Raw genomic sequence first — 17,871 nt, forward strand, 5'->3', positions numbered from 1 at the left:
AAGCCAAGGGCGGCCTTACCGCACGGCCACGGCCGGTTTGCGCAGCCACAGCAGTACGGCCAGCAACACCAACAGGACAATGGCCGGAGCGCCGCCCGCCAGGCCACCCGGGATTTTGGTGGCGTGCATCACCACCGCCCCTAGCATAATCAGGATAAGGCCCAGGGCCGCTGGGCGCACGAACCGGGGAATAAGCAGGCCGATACCGCCGAGTACTTCGGCCCCGGCCACCACGTAGGCCATCACGGCGGGTAAGCCCAGGCTTTCAAACATGCCGATCGTGCCGGCCAGATCACGGAATTTATTGCCGCCGGAGGCGATGAAGGCGAGGCCCAATAAGACCTGGAGAATCCAAGCGAGTACGTTGCGGGTAGAAGCAGACATAGCTGGTGGTTTTGGGGAACTGATCAAATGAAAAAAGCCAGGGGCTACGACCCACGGCCGGGGCAATATACTGAGAGCCGACGAGTAGGAGTTACCAGGCTGGCCGGCGGCTAGAGCCTGTTATGCACTGGTGCGCCGAAACGCGGTTTATCAAAAGCACCTCAACGCATTGGAAGCCCTTTACGACACGCAGAGACACTTTTAGTACTGGGCTACCCTTGCTTCTGCTGTAACCAGTCACAGAAAAGTGCCTCAGTTGCTCAAAAAGTACATAACAGGCTCTAGCGGTGGAAGTCTATGAATGAATTTCCGCCTGCAGGCTTGGGGCTGAAGGAAAATCCATACACGGTTTCAAGCGTGAAGCGGGTAGGGGTGAGGTCGCGCACGTACCGGCGTGTGAGGATGGGGTCGTAATTGCCCGGTCCCAGGCTGAAGCCGATTTCTTCGCCCGTGCGGCCGTAGTTTCCTTTTTCGCGCGTGGGCGCGGCCAGCGGCATCCCGCTACGATCATAGTCGTAGTCGACTTTGGTGTAGGTGGTGGCGGCAAAGTCGAATTCCTGCCGGTGGACGATGGTAGTGTCGTAGCTGATGGGTCCTCCGGTCGTCGTGTAGCGGACTAAACGCTCGGTATCAGCCTGCCAGTGGCCTAGCAGCGCGTCAACTGGCGCGGGGGTAGCATCGGCGGCTGGGGAGTGGCATCCAACCACGACTGCCAGCAGTGGGAAAAGTAAGTAGCAGGGCTTCATTGTGGCTAAAGATAGGCTGCCCGTCGCTCAAGAATGCCTGCCCCAAAGAAATTTTGCTCTTGGAAGCCCAGCGCCATAATTAGCTGCTTGTAAAGCCTGTTATTGCTGGGGAGTAACTCTCTCCTTAATGGTGACAAGTGGTGCATCGAGCCACGCCACGAAAGCCTGTAAGCCGTCAGCCAGACTGGTGCGGGGGGCGTAGTCGAGCAGTTGTCGGGCCTTGCTGATATCGGCGTAGGTTACGTCTACGTCGCCGGCCTGCATGGCTTCGAACGCTAACTGGGGCTCGATGCCCACGGCCTGCCCGACGGCCTGTATAAGGGCCAGCAGCGGGACGGGCTGGTTGTTGCCCAGGTTGATGGTTTCGTACACACCCTGGTGGCTCAGCAGGTAGTCTACGCCCCGGCTGATGCCGTCCACGGTATCGAGCACGAAGGTGTAGTCGCGGGCCGTGCTACCGTCGCCGAATACAGGAATGGGCTGCCCGGCCCGCAACAGGCGCACAAACTTATGGATGGCCAAGTCAGGCCGTTGCCGGGGGCCGAAAACGGTAAAGAAGCGGGCGTTAAGCACGTCCAGCCCGTACAGGTGGTGGTAGGTATAGGTGAGCTGCTCACCGCTGAGCTTGGAGGCCGCGTACGGGGAGATGCAGGCCCCGAGCAGGTTCATGTCTTCGCGGAAGGGCTGCTGGCGGGTGTTGCCATACACGGAGGAGGAGGAGGCAAAAAACAGCTTGCTGATGCCCCGCTGGCGCATCCACTCCAGCAGATGGGTGGTGCCGAGCACGTTGTTTTCGAGGTAGGCGACGGGCTCTTTTACGGAGGGCCCCACGCCGGCCTTGGCCGCCAGGTGTACTACTAAGTCAACGGGGTCGGCGGGCAGCGCATCTACCAGTGCGTCGAGGCCGTGGCGCAGGTCAGCTTCGTGGAAGCTGAAGCGGGGGTTGGCCCGGCAGGTGGCCAGGTTCTGCTCCTTGATGGTGCGGTCGTAGAAGGGGTCGAAATTATCGAGGCCCACCACGCGGTGGCCGTCGAGCAGGAGGCGTTCGGCCAGGTGCGAGCCGATAAAGCCCGCGCAGCCCGTAATCAGAATGGAAGCCATGCGTGAGAGGCAGGAGGAAAAAAAGGGGGAACCCTCCGGCTCCCGGGCTAAAGGTAAACGGAATTGACCGGCTCCGGGCTCCCGGCGGGCAACGGGGCCGGCCCACCGGCGTAGTAACCTGGCATTGATTAGCTGGTTATCATTGCGTATTCTTTTTCTCCTCGATGAATTCTTCCCTTCTGTACCGGCTTGCTTGCCGGGCCGGGTGGCGGTGGCCGCTGCTCTTCGTCTGGTTGCTGGCCAGTCCCGGCCAGGGGCGGGCGCAACCGGCCCCGGCGGGTAAGTTGCGGGTGCTTATCCGGCCGCGCCCCCCGGTGCCGGCCGCCGCCGCACCGCTGGTGATTGGCCACGCCGGCTCGGGCTTTCTGACCTTATTTCGGCCCTTTAACCCGTTGCCACCCAGCAGCGGCCGCAGCATCCGGCGGGCGCTGGCCCACGGGGCCGATGGGGTGGAAGTGGATGTGCGCCTGAGCCAGGACAGCATTCCAGTGCTCTACCACGACCCCCGGCTTGAATCCATGACCACCGGTACGGGCTGCGTGAGCCAGCTGTCGGCCGCGGCCCTGACCCAACTGGCCTACCAGGTGCGGTGGCCATACAACTGGTTTCAGCACGAGCGCCCCCAGACCTTCGAGAGTTTGCTGGCTTACCTGCGCGAAAGCCCCGTGTATCCTTATCTGCATCTCGACCTGCACGAAGACGACCCCTGCGCCCCCAACGACCTGGCCCGGCGCCGGGCGCTGGCCCGGCGGCTAGTGGCGTTGCTGGCCCGCTACCAGGCCCCGCCCGAACGGGTGACCATCATTACTGGTAGCCCCGCCACGCTCCGTTACCTGCATCAACTCCTGCCCGCCGTGGGCCTGGGCCTGGAAGTTGGTAATGATTATGCGGCTTCTGTGGCTGAGTTGCATCAGTTGCCGGAGGTGGGGTCGGTGGTACTGCACAAGGACGACATCACGCCCGAACGCACGGCCGAGCTGCACGCGCTGGGCCGGGAGGTGGTCGTGTTCGGAGGGCGCTCGGCCCGGGCCGTGGGCCGGGTAGTGGCCGCTCAGCCCGATGCTTACGAAGTCGACAACCTGCGGCAACTCCGTACCACGCTCCGCCGCCGGCGCAAAATGGCCAACTAGGGCCGCGTCGGTCCCACAACGCTTTCCCATACTCTTCTTTGGCGTCAAGCCACTTTATTTTTCAAGTCACTTGCGATGATGTCAATGCCCAACAAAACCCAACACCGAACGAAGGGGGGGGCTGCCAGGTCCTTGTGGGGCTGGTTTACCGGGTCAGGGTGGGGGCGGGGCCTTCTGCTGACGGTAGTTTGTGCCATCACGTTTTTTCTCCACGTGGGCGCGCCCGCCGTCAGCCTTATGGAGAGCCGTAATTTCGTGGCGGCTCGCGAAATGGTGGCGGGGGGCTCGTGGCTGATTCCGACCATGAACCACGAGCTGCGCCTGGCCAAGCCCCCGCTGCCCACCTGGGCGGTGGCCGGGATCCAGCAGCTCACTGGCCCCACCGAAAACCTGACGGTGCTGCGGCTGCCGGCCGCGCTGGCCGCTACGCTGTTCGTGTTCTTTTTCTGGGGACTGGCCCGCGAACTAACCCGCGACCGGCCCGCAGAAGTCATCTCCCCGGGCCAGACGGCCTGGTTGGCCGCGCTGGTGCTGGCCACGAGCCTGCTCGTCGTGACGACGGGCCGGGAAGGGCAGTGGGATATTTTTGCCACGAGCCTGCTGACGGGTGGCCTCTGGTTGATGGTGGCCGGGTGGCAGCGGCCAGTAAAGCAGGCCGGGGCGTGGTTGGCCGGGGCTGGGGTACTGGTGGGGTTGGCCTTCCTGAGTAAGGGCCCCGTGCCCATCTATGCGCTGCTGCTGCCGTTTCTGCTGGCCTACCTGATTCGGCAGCCCGCTCACCGCCGGGCCGTGGGGGCCCGGGCCGGGGCCACCGGCCTGGGGGCCGTACTGGCCGTGCTGATTGGTGGCAGCTGGCCGCTCTATATCTGGCTGAAGGTGGCACCGGCGGCGCGGGCCGTGGCCCGGGTCGAAATATCGTCGTGGGGCGAGCGGCACGTGCAGCCAATATGGTACTACTGGCCGTTTTTTGCTTTCACGGGTTTATGGGCCGGCGTGGCGCTGGCCGCCCTGGTGTGGCCCTACGCCCGCCCGCGGCTGCGGGCTTTCATCCCCTACGCCGTGGCCCTGACGTGGGTCTTGGCGGGGCTGGCGTTGTTGAGCATCGTGCCCGAAAAGAAAGAGCGTTACATGTTGCCCCTGATGCCGCCGTTAGCTTTGCTCGTGGCGGGGCTGCTGCGCCACTGGCTAACGCAGTCTGAGTCGGCGGCTGATCTGCCCCGGCTTACCAGGGCCGATGCCTGGATTCCGCGAGCCTGGGGTAGCCTGCTGGCGGTGGTAGTGGTGGCGTTGCCCGTGGCGATGGCCCTCACCAACTTTCCCGGCTTTGGAGTCGGCTCGGTTCGGTTTGGTTTGGTGGTAGTGCTGTCGTCCGGTCTGCTGGTACTGTTGATCCGGGGGGGCATAATTCGTCGGCAAATTCCGGTACTGATTGGCTCGACCCTGGCCACGGCGCTGGTTATTATCGTGTTGGTGCTGCCCGTGTACCCCCGTTGGGAAGGCCGCCGCGATGTTCCTAACCGCCAGCACCTGCGTGAAGCCCGACAACTGCCGGCGCTGCTCGGAGTTGCCCAGTGGTACAGCGTCGACACGATGCACGTGAAGCAGGTCTGGGCCGCCGGCCAGGCCGTTCCGATCTGGCAACCCACCGCCGCCAGATTAGCGGCGCTCCGGCAACCGGTGGTCATTCTATCGGGAGTACCCGTGCCCGAGCGTCTGCCAGCCGGCTGGGCCACCCACGTCCGCCTCACCGCCCTCGATTCGTTTTACCTCGACCGTGACCGTAACTCGAGCATCTGGTTCATTTCAAGGTTAGATCCTATTAATTAGTAACGATAGTTTTTAATGTATAAAGCTGATTGTTAATAATTTATAAAATAATAAAATATAATTTGCATTAACATAATAAATAGCCAAGTGTAATCTAAAGACACCGCCCCGTCAGAATCTCTAAGCAGAACTTGAAGATTCCGACGGGGCGGTGTCTTTAGGTTACAATACTAACGCTACAGAAAAGAATCGCGTAACATCGTACAGTAATCTGGGTGGTCCTAGGCCAGCTGACGGCGAATTTTATTGAGCAACGCCTGCACTAAGTCAAGGTCATCTACATGCTCAATGGTCAGATGCGTATCGAGGCCCGGACCGTGGAGGTGAATTGTAAAGGCGCTCGGAGTAACTTCAGCGGGCACGGGGTTGGGATTTCCGGGATTGTTATCAGGAGGGACTGGTGAGGCGTTGGCTACAGGGGCCGTTGAAGCGGTTGGCCCAACGGCAGCAGCAGTGGCCGGGCGAACCGGGGGTTGAGCTATGGGCGTGTGGGAATACTCGGGAGTAGTTCTTATGGGGGCTGATTCATTATCCAGATCATGTGTATCGAGTCCAAACAGGCTCGATACGGCATCGGTAGTCCGTGCCCCAGGTACAACGCGTGGGATGGAAGATATACCCGTAGCTGCGGCGGATGGGGGTGTAGTACTAAGTTGGTCGGTGTCCGTAGCGGAGGTATTTTTCTGAAAGTGATTAAGTGGCATCTCCGTGCTGGCCAACTCCCGGCGTGGCTGCTGCTGCGCCGAGAGCTGGTCGATGTCGGCAATGATGTTCTGCTCGTTGAGGATGCCCGCCATGCGAGCCCCTTCAATGAAAGCCTTGGAAACGTTCTGGGTGTTAATCTCCTCGACGCCGAATTCACGCACCAGCATCACATCGAACATATGAACCGGCAACTCCCGGTTCCGGAATTTGCGGCATATCTGGGTAAAGAGGGGTGGATGCAGAAATGCCTCCCGGTGGTAAATCCGCTCTTCCTGCTTGTCGTAGGCATTCTTGATGCGGCGAAACAGGTTAGTCGTTGTTAGGAGCTCGCGCTTGCTGGTGAGCAAGCCAAACTTAACTGCCGAACCAATAATGGCTTTAAAGGAACCACTGACTTTGCGATTCAATTTGCGGGCTGCTGTTTCAATAGCGCATTTGCCACCAGTATCATCAACCACTTCAGCTACTTCCCATGCGCTTTGATAGGAAGTACGGGGATAATCAATGGTTTTAGGCATGAGTAGTGGTACTAGTATAAAGTGAAGGTGACGTAGCAAATATAAGAAGAACAGTCATAAAATAAGCAAGTAATAGTATGTTATAGTAGTATAAAGCATATAAAAGTTAAACTTTCTAATACTTTTTGTACCTTTTAATACTTATATGTATTTATATTAACTTTATTCTTCCTTTATAGATTGTAACCACTCACAATTATAAATACCTTCTTACAACCCGGAGCCCGGGGGGCGGGTAGGAGGGTTCCGTTACCCATTAGAGGTGTTTTAACCCTTCAGCATCGTCTTATCTCTCCGTTTCTACTTGGTTCTTCCCTGAACGTTGAACCTGCTAAGCAACCAGTAGAATCACCTTAGAACAGCCACTGCTTCAGTTGCTGATTTTTAGGTCTTAGTAGGTGATCCGAAGGCACGTTGCGCGGCACGTACTGCCCCAGAGTTACGGGGCCCACGGTTGTCAGGCGCGGCACGTAGAGTTCGATAGTGGTATTAGCGTTGGCGTAGCCGTCAACCGCGGGCTGGCGGGTCAGCGTGAGCGTGAGCCGGATACCGGGACGGCTGGCAGCTGTGCGGGCCACGCGGGACACGATGGGCTCCGGGGCAAACAGGTTCTGCTGCAGCGGCAGCCAGACCGTGCCATCACCCCGGCAGCCGGCCGTGTTCAATCCCTGAGTAGTGGGCGAAGGCAGTTTTTCGGTAGGAGTCGAGTTGAATTTTGAGCAGGCCGCCAGGGCCAGCGTACTGAGCAGCGAAAGCCTCAGCAAAGGAGTAGCATAGCGCATGAGCAAATATGGGGATGAGTAAGTGATAACGATGATTTGAAGGAATATGACCGGTAGTTGTCAACGCCTAGGTTTGCCTGACTAATATTCTGCTAGCTCCAACACACTTCAACAAATCTACATTCTTACTGCCAAGTCATTCGGAACTAACGAACATATCACGTAACCGGCTGATACTTTATACGATATGATTGTCTTATAATTTATATTATGTTAAGTAATGTTCTTGAAAACAAGGCCGACTCTGAAGCCGGCCCTGTTTCTCTATCCCCTGCTTACGCAGAGTAGCTGTTTATTTAGCGGCGTCGAGTTTAGCCGACATCCGCTGCGAATCAGCTTTACGGTCCAGACGAAGGTATATTTTCTGTAGCGCGCTGATGGTGGCCCGATCATCGGGTTGAACTTCCAGAGCCTTCTCAAAGTACGGCAACGCATCCTGGAAGTACTTCTTACCCTCAGTTTCTAGTTTCTTACCCGACTTCTGATAATCAGTCAAACTCATCTTGGCGGCTTTCGTGTAGAGCTCGGCTGCTTTGTTGTAATTATAGATACCCACGTTGAAGTTGGCATCGAAATTACTTGGGTCTACCTGAACAGCTTTCTGGTAAGCTTCCATGGCTTTGGCTGGCTGCTTGTCCTGATCCAGAATGGAACCCTTCACGGCGTATAGATTCGAGTTCTTAGGATCTGCGGCAATGGCACGGTCAATTTTGTCCAGGGCCTCTTTGCCCCGGCCGGCGCTCAGGTACATGTTCAGCTCTTCGAGCATGAAAGTTTTATTGCTTGGATAAGCAACCAGTGCATCTTGCACCACCTTCATAGCTTCCGCGTCGTTTTTCTCCTGGCGCGCAATCTGCAACAGGCGGCCATACATCTGGGGCGACTTATAGCCGATACCCGCGAGCTTACCGTACATTTCCTTAGCACCAGCGAAATTCTCGTTGGCTTCGGCTGCATAGGCCGCGTACAGATAGGCCGTCGTATCCTGAGGCCGGATCTGCTGGGCCATCCGATAGCCATCCATAGCCTTGGCGAAATCCTTGTTATTGTAGCTCTCTACTCCGGCGTTAAGCGCCAGACCATAGAGACCATCAAGCTTCGCGGCGGCCTGCTTCCCATAGTCGCCGTCTTTACCGTCGAGGCTGATGGCTTTCGAATAGGCTTCGTAGGCAATTTTCGTCCCGTCTTCGGTGCCGAGGCTCTTTTTATAGATGGGGCTGGCATTCATGCCCTCATAGATTTCGCCCCGGGTAAACCAGGTTTTGGCCTTGTCCGACGTTTTTTCGTTGGTAATGGCCTTATCGATTTCGGCTTTCGCCTTGTCGAGCGTACCCTGACGCTGGTAGAGGATGGCATTGGTAACGGCCGAATTCTGAGCCGAAGCGGTGTGCAGAGCGGCCGCAGCCACGATAGTCAAAAGGATTTTCTTCATGGAAGGTTTGCTGAAGAAGTTGCGGTTTGGTGGAAAGGATATTAGCGCAAACGCAGAACTTCCGGGGAAGTTCTGCCGTCGCAAGTTAGTAAGGGCTTAGTTAGCGCTGAACGAATCCGGATCAGGAAGTTCCGTCAGGTCCGCCTCCGGGGCAGCTGCAGTAGCTTCCGCAACGGGGCTGCCGTTGGGCTCCGCTCCTTCGAGCAGTTGTGCTTCGAGCTCCTCTTTCTCCTCCTCGGCTGCCACTTTAGCTACCGACGAAATCTCATCACCCGAGCTGATTTTCAGTAGACGCACGCCCTGGGTGGCCCGCCCGATGCTGCGCAGCTCGCTCATCCGCAGGCGGATGGTGATGCCCGACTTGTTGATAATCATCAGATCGTCAGTGTCGTCAACGGCCTTGATGGTCACTAGCAGTCCGGTTTTGTCGGTCAGCTTCATGGCCCGCACGCCCTTGCCGCCGCGGTTGGTGATACGGTACTCGTCGAGCGGACTGCGCTTGCCGTAACCGTTTTCCGACACCACCAGTAGCTCTTGCTCGCTTTCCTTATCAATGCACACCATACCCACCACCCGGTCGCCGCCGGGCAAATCGTCGGCCAGCGTGATGCCGCGCACGCCGGCGGCGGTGCGGCCCATCGAGCGGACTTTATGCTCGGGGAAGCGTACGGCCCGGCCCGAACGCAGGGCCAGCACTACTTCGGCATTGCCGTTGAGCAGCTGCACATCGAGCAACCGGTCGCCTTCGTTGATGCTGATGGCGTTGATGCCGGCAGTACGGGGGCGCGAGTAGGCTTCGAGCGGGGTTTTCTTTACCGTGCCCTGCTCGGTGCAGAACATGAGGAACGTGTTGTCGAGGTAGTCGGGGTCGCGCAGGCCGCGCACATTGAGTACCGAGCGGATGTTGTCCTCGCGCGGAATCTCAATCAGGTTCTGAATCGGGCGGCCCTTGGTGTTCTTCCCTCCTTCCGGTACTTCGTACACTTTCAGCCAGAATACCCGGCCGGCCTCCGTGAAGAAAAGCAGGTACTCGTGGGTGGTGGCCACAAACAGGTGCTCCGTAAAGTCGTCCTGCTTGGAAGCGGCCCCGCGGGCTCCTACCCCACCCCGGCCCTGGCTGCGGTACTCATCGAGGGCGGTGCGCTTGATGTAGCCTTCGCGCGAAATGGTAATCACCATCGCCTCGTCGGCAATCATGTCCTCCATCGAGAAGTCGCCGCCGGCGTACTCAATCATGGTCCGGCGGGCATCCCCGTAGCGGTCCTTGATTTCGGCCAACTCAGTGCGGATGATGTCGCGCTGCATATCCTCGGAGGCCAGCACGGCCTTCAGGTGATCTACCAGCGCCATCAACTCGTTGTACTCGGCCACGATCTTGTCGCGCTCCAGACCCGTAAGGCGCTGCAGCCGCAAATCCAGAATAGCCCGGGCCTGAATCTCGCTTAGCGAGAACCGCTCGATGAGCTGCAGGCGAGCTACTTCGCCATCGCGCGAGCCGCGGATGATGGCAATGACTTCATCCAAATGGTCAAGCGCAATCAGCAGGCCTTCCAGGATGTGGGCCCGCTTCTGGGCTTCGGCCAACTCGTAGCGGGTGCGGCGCACTACTACGTCGGCGCGGTGCTCGACGAAGTAATGAATCAGCTCTTTCAAGTTGAGCGTCATCGGGCGACCCTTTACCAGGCACACGTTGTTGACGCCGAACGAGCTTTGCAGCTGGGTGTACTTATAGAGGTTGTTGAGCACCACGGTGGGCATGGCGTCGCGCTTGAGGTCGTACACGATGCGCATGCCGTCGCGGTCCGACTCGTCGCGCAAATCGGCGATGCCCTCAATTTTCTTATCGTTGATGAGCGCGGCCGTTTTCTCGATCATCGAGGCCTTGTTCACCATGTAGGGAATCTCAGTGATAACGACCTGCTCCTTGCCGGTGGGCGTGGTTTCGAAGTGGGCTTTGGCCCGCATCACCACCCGGCCGCGGCCGGTTTCGAAAGCCTGCTTCACGCCCTCGTAACCGTAAATGGTACCGCCTGTGGGGAAATCGGGGGCCGTCACGTGCTCCATGAGCTCGGCAATCGTGATGTCGGGGTTGGCCAGGTAGGCCACGATGCCGTCAATTACCTCCGTTAGGTTGTGGGGGGCCATGTTGGTGGCCATGCCCACGGCAATACCGGTAGTACCGTTAACGAGCAAGTTAGGGAACTTGGCTGGCAGCACCGACGGCTCCTCCAACGAGTCGTCGAAGTTGGGCTGGAAGTCCACCGTATCCTTGTCGAGGTCGCCGAGCAGCTCATCGGAGAGGCGCTTGAGGCGGGCTTCGGTGTAACGCATGGCGGCCGGTGAGTCGCCATCGATGCTACCGAAGTTACCCTGCCCATCGACGAGCGGGTAGCGCAGGCTCCACTCCTGGGCCATGCGCACCATCGTGTCGTACACCGAGGAGTCGCCGTGCGGGTGGTACTTACCCAGTACTTCGCCCACGATACGGGCGCTTTTCTTGTAGGATTTGTTGTAGGAAACGCCCAGATCGGACATGCCGTAGAGCACGCGGCGATGCACGGGCTTGAGGCCATCGCGCACGTCGGGCAGCGCCCGGGAGATGATAACCGACATCGAGTAATCGATGTAAGCCCCACGCATCTCATCTTCAATATTGATCGGAATGATTTTTTCGCCTTCCGCCATAGGGAGCATGTAGTCGGCCGGTAAGTCCCCGAGTTAAAGAGGAGCTTACCGGCTCAGGTGAGTGAACGTCGTTGAAGACGGCAAGATACGCAAAAAAGCGCGTTTTACCGCCGTAAATCCGGGCTTTGCCGGCCAGACCGACTGCCTATTTGATCGTCCGGCTCCGGTCGTTTTTGTGCTCGCCCGACTTGGGGTTGTGGGTCTTTATTTTCTCGCCGATGGCTGGGTTCTGCTTCTTGAACCAAGGCTGCCCCCGGAACTTGCTGCCGTTGTGGTAGTGCACCTTGCGGGTGTGGCAGGCCGCCATGGGACAGGTGCGGCAGGAAGAGGCAAAGGCCAGCAGGCCAAGCAGAGCCCCCAGGCTCAGGCGCGAAAGCAGCAAACGGGAAGTTTTCATTGCAGTAAAGATACCGAATAGGACGGGGCCGGGAAAACCAGTCGGCACGGGGATTTTCCCGGCCGCCTCACCCCTGCCGCCCCGTTATAACCCCGCAGACTTGATCCAACGGCTCCAGGCTGCCCAGTTCGGGCACCTGGGCCAGCGGCCGGGCCGCCCCGTGCCGGTTCAGCCACACCGGCCGGATACCCACGGCCAGCGCCCCCACCACATCGGCCAGCCAATTGTCGCCCACCATCACGGTTTCGGCCGGCGCGGCCCGCAGCTGCTCCAGGGCCACCTGGTAAATAGCGGGGTCGGGCTTGAGCACACCCACGGACTCAGACGTAATCAGGGCATCAACCAGGCCGCTCATTCCCAGAAACGCCAGCTTTTCCTCCTGCTCGGCCGTGCGGTTGTTGGTTACCACTCCGATAATATAGTCGGGTTTGAGGCGGCGCAGTAGGGCCAGCGCCCCGGCCACCGGCCACCGGCTGCCGAAACTGCCGGTAATGGCCGTAGTGCTCCTCGGCCAGTTGGGTTAGCCCAGCGGCCGACGGGGCCGGTTCGTAGGGCGCCAGCAGCTCCCGGAACCGCAGCTCACGCGCCGTCAGGTAGTCCAACTCGCCGCGCATCACCCGCAGGTGCATCTGTTCCAGCAAGTCGCTGTAGCGCTGGTACAGCGCCTGGGCCGGCACCCCGCGCAGACTGGCCCGCCCGGCCACCGTGGCCGCCAGTGCCGCCCGGGCCGTGGCGGTGTGGTCGTAGAGCGTGTCGTCGAGGTCGAAGAGAATGGTAGTGATGGGCATGTTTTTTAGCTTTTAGCTGAGAGCTTTTAGCCATCAGCTTATCCGCGTTGAACGAAGCTAACAGCTATCAGCTATCAGCTATCAGCTAAAAGCTTCGTTCAGAATCCACGTCCTCCCCTTCCCATTCGCGCAGGAACTGCTGCAGAAACTGTTCCATGTAGGCGTGGCGCTCGTCGGCTACCCGGCGGGCAGCGGGCGTGTTCATCCGCTCGCGCAGATGCAGCAGCTTCTCGTAGAAATGATTGATGGTGGGCGCCGTGTTCTGCTTGTAGCTCTCGAACGAGTCGTGGCTGACGGGCGGCACGGCAGGGTCGTGCAACGAGCGGTTCTTGTGGCCCCCGTAGGCAAAGGCCCGCGCCACGCCGATGGCCCCGATGGCGTCGAGCCGGTCGGCATCCTGTACCAGCGCGCCCTCCATGCTGCTCATGGGTGTGGGTACGCCCAGGCCTTTGAAACTGATTTCGCGGATGATGGCCTCCACCCCATCTATCACTGCCGAGTTGGCCTGCTGGCTGGTCAGCCAGGCGCGGGCGGCGCGGGGGCCGGCTTCCTCGTCGCCGTCGTGAAATTTCCAGTCGGCCACATCGTGGAGCAGCGCCCCCAACTCGGTTACCAGCAGATCGGCGCCGGACGTTTGGGCGGCCAGCCGACGGGCCACCTGCCACACCCGGCGGATGTGCTCCCAGTCGTGGCCCGAGCCTTCGTGCAGGAATTTTTCGCGGATGAAGTCGGCCGTGCGGGTAATGAGTTGGGCATCGGCAGCGGAAGGCGCAGTGGCAGCGGAAGGCATCATGAGCAGGTAAAAAGTATGTTTTCATCAAAAGTAATCCTTCCCGCGGACCCCGGCCTGGCAGCGGTGGTAAGGGGGCAACGGAATTTTTGGGACGAATGACGGGTTTACCCTTATATTGCTTTCAAATGACGATTAAATATCCGGCAAATGACAATGGTTCGTAGTACTTCCGTCGCCAGCATGGTAGCCCTGATGGGCGGGCCAGCCGTGATTCCGCAGCTCGTGCGCAACGAGATGGACTTGCTGGCCGTGGCCATCAAGGGCCTTTCGGTGCAGGCCGTGCGGGCCTTGCAGCGCCACTTGGGCTTTTCCAACAAGGAAATGAGCGCGGTACTGGGCGTTTCGGAAAGCACCCTCACCCGGCGCGAGCAAACCCAGAAGCCACTCACGCTCGACGAGAGCGAAAAGGCCATCCAGCTTTCGGCCGTGCTGGCCAAGGGGATGGAGGTGTTCGAGGAGGAAGCCGACCTGCATTTCTGGTTTAACTCCCCCATCCCGGCCCTGGGCGGGCAAAAGCCCAAAGACCTGCTCTACTCGGTTATCGGCCGCAACCAGGTCTACGATGTGCTTGGCCGCATCGAGCACGGACATTTTTCCTGAGCTGATAGCTATTAGCTTTTAGCCCCCGTTTATTCAGTCAAAAAGACTTCGGCCCGTCAAACTAACAGCTATCAGCCAATGGCTAACAGCTCCATAAAATGAAGCTTTACCGCCTGGGCAAGGCCCCCTATATTTCGGATACCTCGGGCAAGGGCGGGCTCTACTATGGGGGGCGCTGGCACCGCGTGGGCAATCAGATTCTGTACACGGCCGAGCATTTGTCGCTGGCCAAGCTGGAGGTGCTGGCCAACTCGCCAGTATTGCCGCGCCGTTACTTCGCCCTCACGCTGGAAATCCCCGACGACACGCCCTACCTGCAATATGGTCCGGCAGAGCTGCCCGCTAACTGGCAGCAGGTGCCTTACCCCGCCGAGCTGGCCGAACTGGGCCGGGCCTGGCTCGAAGCCGGCACGCACTGGGTGCTGCGCGTGCCCTCGGCCCACGCCCCGGCCGAATGGAACTACCTGCTCAATCCCCTCCACCCCGACCACAACCGACTGCTGCGCGTAGTCAGCGTGGAGCCCCACCCGTTCGATGAGCGCCTGAAATAACGAACGGTCGGGCAGTAAGCGGGTAGTGTTTTATGGACCTCGAAGTAGGATTTTCCACTGATTTTGCGGACCTTATAGGAGTACCTGTCGCGGACAGTGTTTTACGACGACTCCTTATTTGCAGCTGATGCTGCGTCGCGCTGCTCGCTTTCCCGTCATCTGCTTTCCCCATCCGCATGGTCCGGTCCAGAAGCATGCGGTCGGCTTGCCTGCTCTTACTGCTGGCTGGCCTCTCTCTCGCCCCGGGCCGGCCGGGCAGCTACCATCGGGCCCGCTCCCCACGGGGTCGGCGGAAGTACGCGCCCAACTTCGCCACCTGCTGCGCTCCGACGCAGAGAGCCAGCCGGCCGCCGACCACCTCCTGGGGCTGAAAGCCGGCCCGGCCGTGCGAGCTTTTTACGCCGCTCCCCACAACGACGCAGCTTATTGGGTAGCCGAAACCGGCTGGACGCCCCGGGCCCACGAGGCCCTGCGGCTACTGGCCCAGGCCACCGACCTGGGGCTCCCGCCGGCCCGCTACGGCAGCCCCGACCTGCCCCGTTTGCCCGACTCATTGCGGGCTACCGCCACCGCCAACCCATTGGGTCGGGCCGAGCTGCGCCTCACCGACGCGCTGCTGCGTTATCTTTCCGACCTGCAACGGGGCCACCTGATAGCTGGCACCCTCACACCGCTGTTGACTACCGACAGCCTCGCGGCCCCGGCCGCCGCCCAACAACTACACCAGGCCCTCGACGCGCCCAACCTCAGTCGGGCCCTGCTCGCGCTGCAACCCCCGGCCCGGGCCTACCGCCTCCTGCAAACGGCCTGGCAACGGGCGTTGCACGCCTCTCCCCTCGATTCGGTGCGGCTAATGGCCGACACCACGGCTGGTTTCCGACGGGTGGCCCTGAACCTGGAGCGCCTGCGCTGGGCCGCCCCCACCGACTCGGAATATGTGGTGGTGAATATTCCGGCCTACCGGCTGCAGGTACTCAAAAACGAACAAGTGGTGCTCAGCCAGCGCGTTGTTGTGGGCAAGCCCGAATTCGCTACCCCCACCATCAGCAGCCGCATCGGCGTGTTTGTGGTGGCGCCGGAGTGGCGGGTACCCTACAGTATTGCGGTGCGCGAATTTCTGCCCGAGCTGCAGCGCGACCCCGCCTACCTGGCCGACCATCACTACCGCCTCTACGACGGCCGGGGCCGGCTGCTGAATCCCTGGAACATCAACTGGAAAAAGATAACGCCCGAAACTTTCGTGTACGCCATCCGGCAACGGGCTGGCTCTTACAATGCGCTAGGCAACGTGGTGTTCTATTTCAGCAACCGACACGCCGTGTTCCTGCACGATACCCCCAGCCGAAATGCTTTCAAAAGGCCGGAACGAGCCCTGAGCCATGGCTGCGTACGGGTAGAAACGCCCTTGAAGCTGGCCGATTACCTGCTCCGCCGTGAGGGCCGCGCCCGCGAGCTGCCGGCCATGTACCGCAGCATACAGGCCCACCAGACGCAAACCTACGAGCTGCGCCGCAGCCTGCCCATATACCTGCGCTACTACACCTGCGAAACCGATAACGGCCGCCTCGTCTTCCTGCCCGACATTTATAGCCGCGACGCCCAGCTGGCCGCCGCCCTGTTTGCAGGTCTGGGCCAGTAACGCGCCCCAGTAGCCCAAGGAGAATCAGTAGCTGCCGCAGCTTCGTGAATAAGGTACCCGTTATGGTGTACAACCGCACCGTTTTGCGGCTCGTCGCTGCTGATATTGACCGTTCGCGAAACCACAACTATTTACTTTACATCACATGGCATTCGCTTATTAATGATTGCTATAAAACGAGCTGCTATTATTCATTAATTTTTATTCAGAATGCGGCAAACCAGCTCGTTAACCAGTAGAAAACCCGGGACTATAAATTATTTAGCGGCGTAGTCAATCCATTGGTGGAACCTGGCGCGTAAGTGGGGGAAATAATTACTTGAAACTTTCTTCTTCCCCTTACTTTTCCCGCATGAAAAAGCACCTGCTTTCCCTCGCTCTGGTTGCCCTGATGGGCGCCGCTTCCGCTACTTCCGCTTCGGCCCAGGCCAAAATGACGCCCGGCACCGTCATGGTAGGTGGCGAGGCGATGTACCCAACCAAGAACATCGTTGAAAACGCAGTCAACTCCAAGGATCACACCACCCTGGTAGCCGCAGTAAAGGCCGCTGGCCTGGTAGAAACCCTCTCGAGCAAAGGTCCTTTCACCGTATTCGCCCCCACCAACGCCGCCTTTAACGCCCTGCCCGCAGGCACCGTAGAGACGCTGGTAAAGCCCGAAAGCAAGGCTACGCTCACCAAGATTCTGACCTACCACGTGGTAGCCGGCAACATGACGTCCGACAAGATCATGGCTGCCATCAAGGCCGGCAAGGGTACCGCCAGCCTCAAAACGGTGAGCGGCGGCACGCTCAAAGCCATGATGAACGGCCCGAAAAACATCATCCTCAAGGATGAGAAAGGCAACGTTTCTACCATCTCGACCTACGACGTTATGCAGAGCAACGGCGTTATTCACGTTATCGACAAAGTGCTGATGCCGTAATTAACCGGTTTTTTTCAAAGCTGTCTTTTCTTTTAATAATCCCGCCCCGATTTTACATAAAATCGGGGCGGTATTATTTATTTTAAACTATACGTTTTTATTAAATATTCTATCGGCTTACCATCAGCTTGGTTGCTTTCCAATTTTTACTGCGGGACTTTTGGACCGGCAGGTGGTTACCCTCTCTCCTACTGCCCCCAACCCGCTACTACCGCTATGCCCCACTTCACTGCCGCCGACCTCGGCCAGCTCGAAAAAGTTTACCGCCTCAACCTTGTCAATGCCATCACCGGCTTCAAGCCGGCCAACCTGCTGGGCACCGCCGACGGGGCCGGCCGCACCAACCTGGCCATTATCAGCTCGGTGGTACACTTGGGTTCCAACCCGGCGCTGCTGGGCCTCGTGATGCGCCCGCCCTCGGTGGAGCGCCACTCCTACGACAACCTGCGCGCGACCGGGCACTATACCCTCAACCACGTGAATACCGCCATTGCCCGGGCCGCCCACCTCACGTCGGCCAACTTCCCCCGGGAGGTAGCGGAGTTCGAGGCCACCGGCCTCACGCCCGAGTACCACGACGATTTTCCGGCCCCTTACGTGCAGGAAAGCCACCTGCAAATCGGTCTGACGCTGCTCCAGGAACTACCCATTGAGGCCAACGGCACGGTGCTCGTGATAGGGCGCGTGGAACACCTCTACCTGCCCGACGAGCCCGGCGTGCTCCGCGCCGACGGCTCGCTCGACCTCACGGCCGCCGGCACCGTAGCCCTCAGTGGCCTCGACACCTATTACGAAACCCACCCCGTAGCCCGCTACGGCTACGCCCGCCCCGGGCAGAAGTTGGAGGAACTGCCGCTCTAAGAAAAAA

Annotated in this window: 18 protein-coding genes; 7 read left to right on the top strand and 11 right to left on the bottom strand. The window is 59.5% G+C overall.

The genetic code is table 11. The features are described 5' to 3' along the window. Positions 1 to 15: 15 nt before the first annotated feature. The 3 genes from CDA63_RS05760 to CDA63_RS05770 all read right to left on the bottom strand — a co-directional run bounded on the left by CDA63_RS05760 (position 16) and on the right by CDA63_RS05770 (position 2,231). Positions 16 to 384 (bottom strand): DoxX family protein, encoded by a 369-nt coding sequence (locus tag CDA63_RS05760; protein WP_088463502.1) that lies wholly within the window; start codon positions 382 to 384, stop codon positions 16 to 18. A 281-nt stretch (positions 385 to 665) separates the two neighbouring features. Then, positions 666 to 1,130 carry a hypothetical protein gene (locus CDA63_RS05765; RefSeq protein ID WP_088463503.1) on the bottom strand — a complete coding sequence of 155 codons (465 nt, stop codon included), beginning with the start codon at positions 1,128 to 1,130 and terminating at the stop codon, positions 666 to 668. Positions 1,131 to 1,229: 99 nt separating this feature from the next. Further along, complete coding sequence (locus tag CDA63_RS05770; protein WP_088463504.1) at positions 1,230 to 2,231, bottom strand: GDP-mannose 4,6-dehydratase; 1,002 nt, start codon at positions 2,229 to 2,231, stop codon at positions 1,230 to 1,232. Positions 2,232 to 2,395: 164 nt separating this feature from the next. Between CDA63_RS05770 and CDA63_RS05775 the strand changes: the two genes are divergently transcribed. Both CDA63_RS05775 and CDA63_RS05780 read left to right on the top strand, forming a co-directional pair. Next, entirely contained in the window at positions 2,396 to 3,361 is a 966-nt protein-coding gene (locus tag CDA63_RS05775) for a glycerophosphodiester phosphodiesterase (RefSeq protein WP_088463505.1), read from the top strand. A gap of 237 nt (positions 3,362 to 3,598) precedes the next feature. After that, positions 3,599 to 5,188, top strand: coding sequence for an ArnT family glycosyltransferase (locus tag CDA63_RS05780; RefSeq protein WP_165768207.1), 1,590 nt, complete (start codon positions 3,599 to 3,601; stop codon positions 5,186 to 5,188). A gap of 221 nt (positions 5,189 to 5,409) precedes the next feature. On the opposite strand, the gene CDA63_RS05785 is transcribed toward CDA63_RS05780, so the two are convergent. The 8 genes from CDA63_RS05785 to CDA63_RS05815 form a co-directional block, all read right to left on the bottom strand. Continuing rightward, positions 5,410 to 6,411, bottom strand: coding sequence for a hypothetical protein (locus CDA63_RS05785; protein ID WP_088463507.1), 1,002 nt, complete (start codon positions 6,409 to 6,411; stop codon positions 5,410 to 5,412). A gap of 353 nt (positions 6,412 to 6,764) precedes the next feature. Further along, positions 6,765 to 7,193 (bottom strand): hypothetical protein, encoded by a 429-nt coding sequence (locus tag CDA63_RS05790; RefSeq protein ID WP_088463508.1) that lies wholly within the window; start codon positions 7,191 to 7,193, stop codon positions 6,765 to 6,767. Positions 7,194 to 7,485: 292 nt separating this feature from the next. Beyond that, positions 7,486 to 8,625, bottom strand: a complete 1,140-nt coding sequence (locus tag CDA63_RS05795; protein ID WP_088463509.1) for a tetratricopeptide repeat protein — start codon at positions 8,623 to 8,625, stop codon at positions 7,486 to 7,488. A gap of 96 nt (positions 8,626 to 8,721) precedes the next feature. Continuing rightward, positions 8,722 to 11,310, bottom strand: coding sequence for a DNA gyrase subunit A (gene gyrA / locus CDA63_RS05800; protein ID WP_088463510.1), 2,589 nt, complete (start codon positions 11,308 to 11,310; stop codon positions 8,722 to 8,724). Between the two features lie 145 nt (positions 11,311 to 11,455). Next, complete coding sequence (locus CDA63_RS05805; protein WP_088463511.1) at positions 11,456 to 11,707, bottom strand: hypothetical protein; 252 nt, start codon at positions 11,705 to 11,707, stop codon at positions 11,456 to 11,458. 67 nt (positions 11,708 to 11,774) lie between these two features. Then, the gene (locus CDA63_RS05810; protein WP_242434572.1) at positions 11,775 to 12,158 is read right to left on the bottom strand and encodes an HAD family hydrolase; all 384 of its coding nucleotides are present in this window, start codon (positions 12,156 to 12,158) and stop codon (positions 11,775 to 11,777) included. Beyond that, positions 12,046 to 12,495 (bottom strand): HAD family hydrolase, encoded by a 450-nt coding sequence (locus CDA63_RS21260; protein ID WP_242434562.1) that lies wholly within the window; start codon positions 12,493 to 12,495, stop codon positions 12,046 to 12,048. Before CDA63_RS21260 ends, CDA63_RS05810 begins: the two co-directional genes overlap by 113 nt. 85 nt (positions 12,496 to 12,580) lie before the next feature. Continuing rightward, the gene (locus tag CDA63_RS05815) at positions 12,581 to 13,288 is read right to left on the bottom strand and encodes an HD domain-containing protein (RefSeq protein ID WP_242434563.1); all 708 of its coding nucleotides are present in this window, start codon (positions 13,286 to 13,288) and stop codon (positions 12,581 to 12,583) included. A gap of 147 nt (positions 13,289 to 13,435) precedes the next feature. Here CDA63_RS05815 and parS point away from each other — a divergent pair, with 147 nt between their 5' ends. The 5 genes from parS to CDA63_RS05840 all read left to right on the top strand — a co-directional run bounded on the left by parS (position 13,436) and on the right by CDA63_RS05840 (position 17,864). Continuing rightward, on the top strand, positions 13,436 to 13,888 hold the full coding sequence (parS, locus tag CDA63_RS05820; RefSeq protein ID WP_088463513.1) for a type II RES/Xre toxin-antitoxin system antitoxin: 453 nt from the start codon (positions 13,436 to 13,438) through the stop codon (positions 13,886 to 13,888). A 98-nt stretch (positions 13,889 to 13,986) separates the two neighbouring features. Next, positions 13,987 to 14,439 (top strand): RES family NAD+ phosphorylase, encoded by a 453-nt coding sequence (locus CDA63_RS05825; protein WP_088463514.1) that lies wholly within the window; start codon positions 13,987 to 13,989, stop codon positions 14,437 to 14,439. A 205-nt stretch (positions 14,440 to 14,644) separates the two neighbouring features. After that, complete coding sequence (locus CDA63_RS05830) at positions 14,645 to 16,078, top strand: L,D-transpeptidase family protein (protein ID WP_165768209.1); 1,434 nt, start codon at positions 14,645 to 14,647, stop codon at positions 16,076 to 16,078. A gap of 352 nt (positions 16,079 to 16,430) precedes the next feature. Further along, a complete protein-coding gene (locus CDA63_RS05835) occupies positions 16,431 to 17,003 on the top strand; it encodes a fasciclin domain-containing protein (RefSeq protein WP_088463516.1) in 573 nt (190 codons plus the stop codon). A 216-nt stretch (positions 17,004 to 17,219) separates the two neighbouring features. Then, the gene (locus tag CDA63_RS05840; RefSeq protein WP_088463517.1) at positions 17,220 to 17,864 is read left to right on the top strand and encodes a flavin reductase family protein; all 645 of its coding nucleotides are present in this window, start codon (positions 17,220 to 17,222) and stop codon (positions 17,862 to 17,864) included. The last annotated feature ends 7 nt before the right edge of the window (positions 17,865 to 17,871 follow it).

Source organism: Hymenobacter amundsenii (assembly GCF_002204745.1).
GTDB lineage: Bacteria > Bacteroidota > Bacteroidia > Cytophagales > Hymenobacteraceae > Hymenobacter > Hymenobacter amundsenii.

Excerpts from the sequence above, each read along its gene's own strand:
- gyrA (WP_088463510.1), bottom strand. The coding sequence starts at position 11,310 with ATGGCGGAAGGCGAAAAAATCATTCCGATCAATATTGAAGATGAGATG.
- CDA63_RS05770 (WP_088463504.1), bottom strand. The coding sequence starts at position 2,231 with ATGGCTTCCATTCTGATTACGGGCTGCGCGGGCTTTATCGGCTCGCAC.
- CDA63_RS05780 (WP_165768207.1), top strand. The coding sequence starts at position 3,599 with ATGGAGAGCCGTAATTTCGTGGCGGCTCGCGAAATGGTGGCGGGGGGC.
- parS (WP_088463513.1), top strand. The coding sequence starts at position 13,436 with ATGACAATGGTTCGTAGTACTTCCGTCGCCAGCATGGTAGCCCTGATG.
- CDA63_RS05815 (WP_242434563.1), bottom strand. The coding sequence starts at position 13,288 with ATGATGCCTTCCGCTGCCACTGCGCCTTCCGCTGCCGATGCCCAACTC.
- CDA63_RS05825 (WP_088463514.1), top strand. The coding sequence starts at position 13,987 with ATGAAGCTTTACCGCCTGGGCAAGGCCCCCTATATTTCGGATACCTCG.
- CDA63_RS05835 (WP_088463516.1), top strand. The coding sequence starts at position 16,431 with ATGAAAAAGCACCTGCTTTCCCTCGCTCTGGTTGCCCTGATGGGCGCC.
- CDA63_RS05805 (WP_088463511.1), bottom strand. The coding sequence starts at position 11,707 with ATGAAAACTTCCCGTTTGCTGCTTTCGCGCCTGAGCCTGGGGGCTCTG.
- CDA63_RS21260 (WP_242434562.1), bottom strand. The coding sequence starts at position 12,495 with ATGCCCATCACTACCATTCTCTTCGACCTCGACGACACGCTCTACGAC.
- CDA63_RS05795 (WP_088463509.1), bottom strand. The coding sequence starts at position 8,625 with ATGAAGAAAATCCTTTTGACTATCGTGGCTGCGGCCGCTCTGCACACC.
- CDA63_RS05765 (WP_088463503.1), bottom strand. The coding sequence starts at position 1,130 with ATGAAGCCCTGCTACTTACTTTTCCCACTGCTGGCAGTCGTGGTTGGA.
- CDA63_RS05760 (WP_088463502.1), bottom strand. The coding sequence starts at position 384 with ATGTCTGCTTCTACCCGCAACGTACTCGCTTGGATTCTCCAGGTCTTA.
- CDA63_RS05775 (WP_088463505.1), top strand. The coding sequence starts at position 2,396 with ATGAATTCTTCCCTTCTGTACCGGCTTGCTTGCCGGGCCGGGTGGCGG.
- CDA63_RS05785 (WP_088463507.1), bottom strand. The coding sequence starts at position 6,411 with ATGCCTAAAACCATTGATTATCCCCGTACTTCCTATCAAAGCGCATGG.
- CDA63_RS05790 (WP_088463508.1), bottom strand. The coding sequence starts at position 7,193 with ATGCGCTATGCTACTCCTTTGCTGAGGCTTTCGCTGCTCAGTACGCTG.
- CDA63_RS05840 (WP_088463517.1), top strand. The coding sequence starts at position 17,220 with ATGCCCCACTTCACTGCCGCCGACCTCGGCCAGCTCGAAAAAGTTTAC.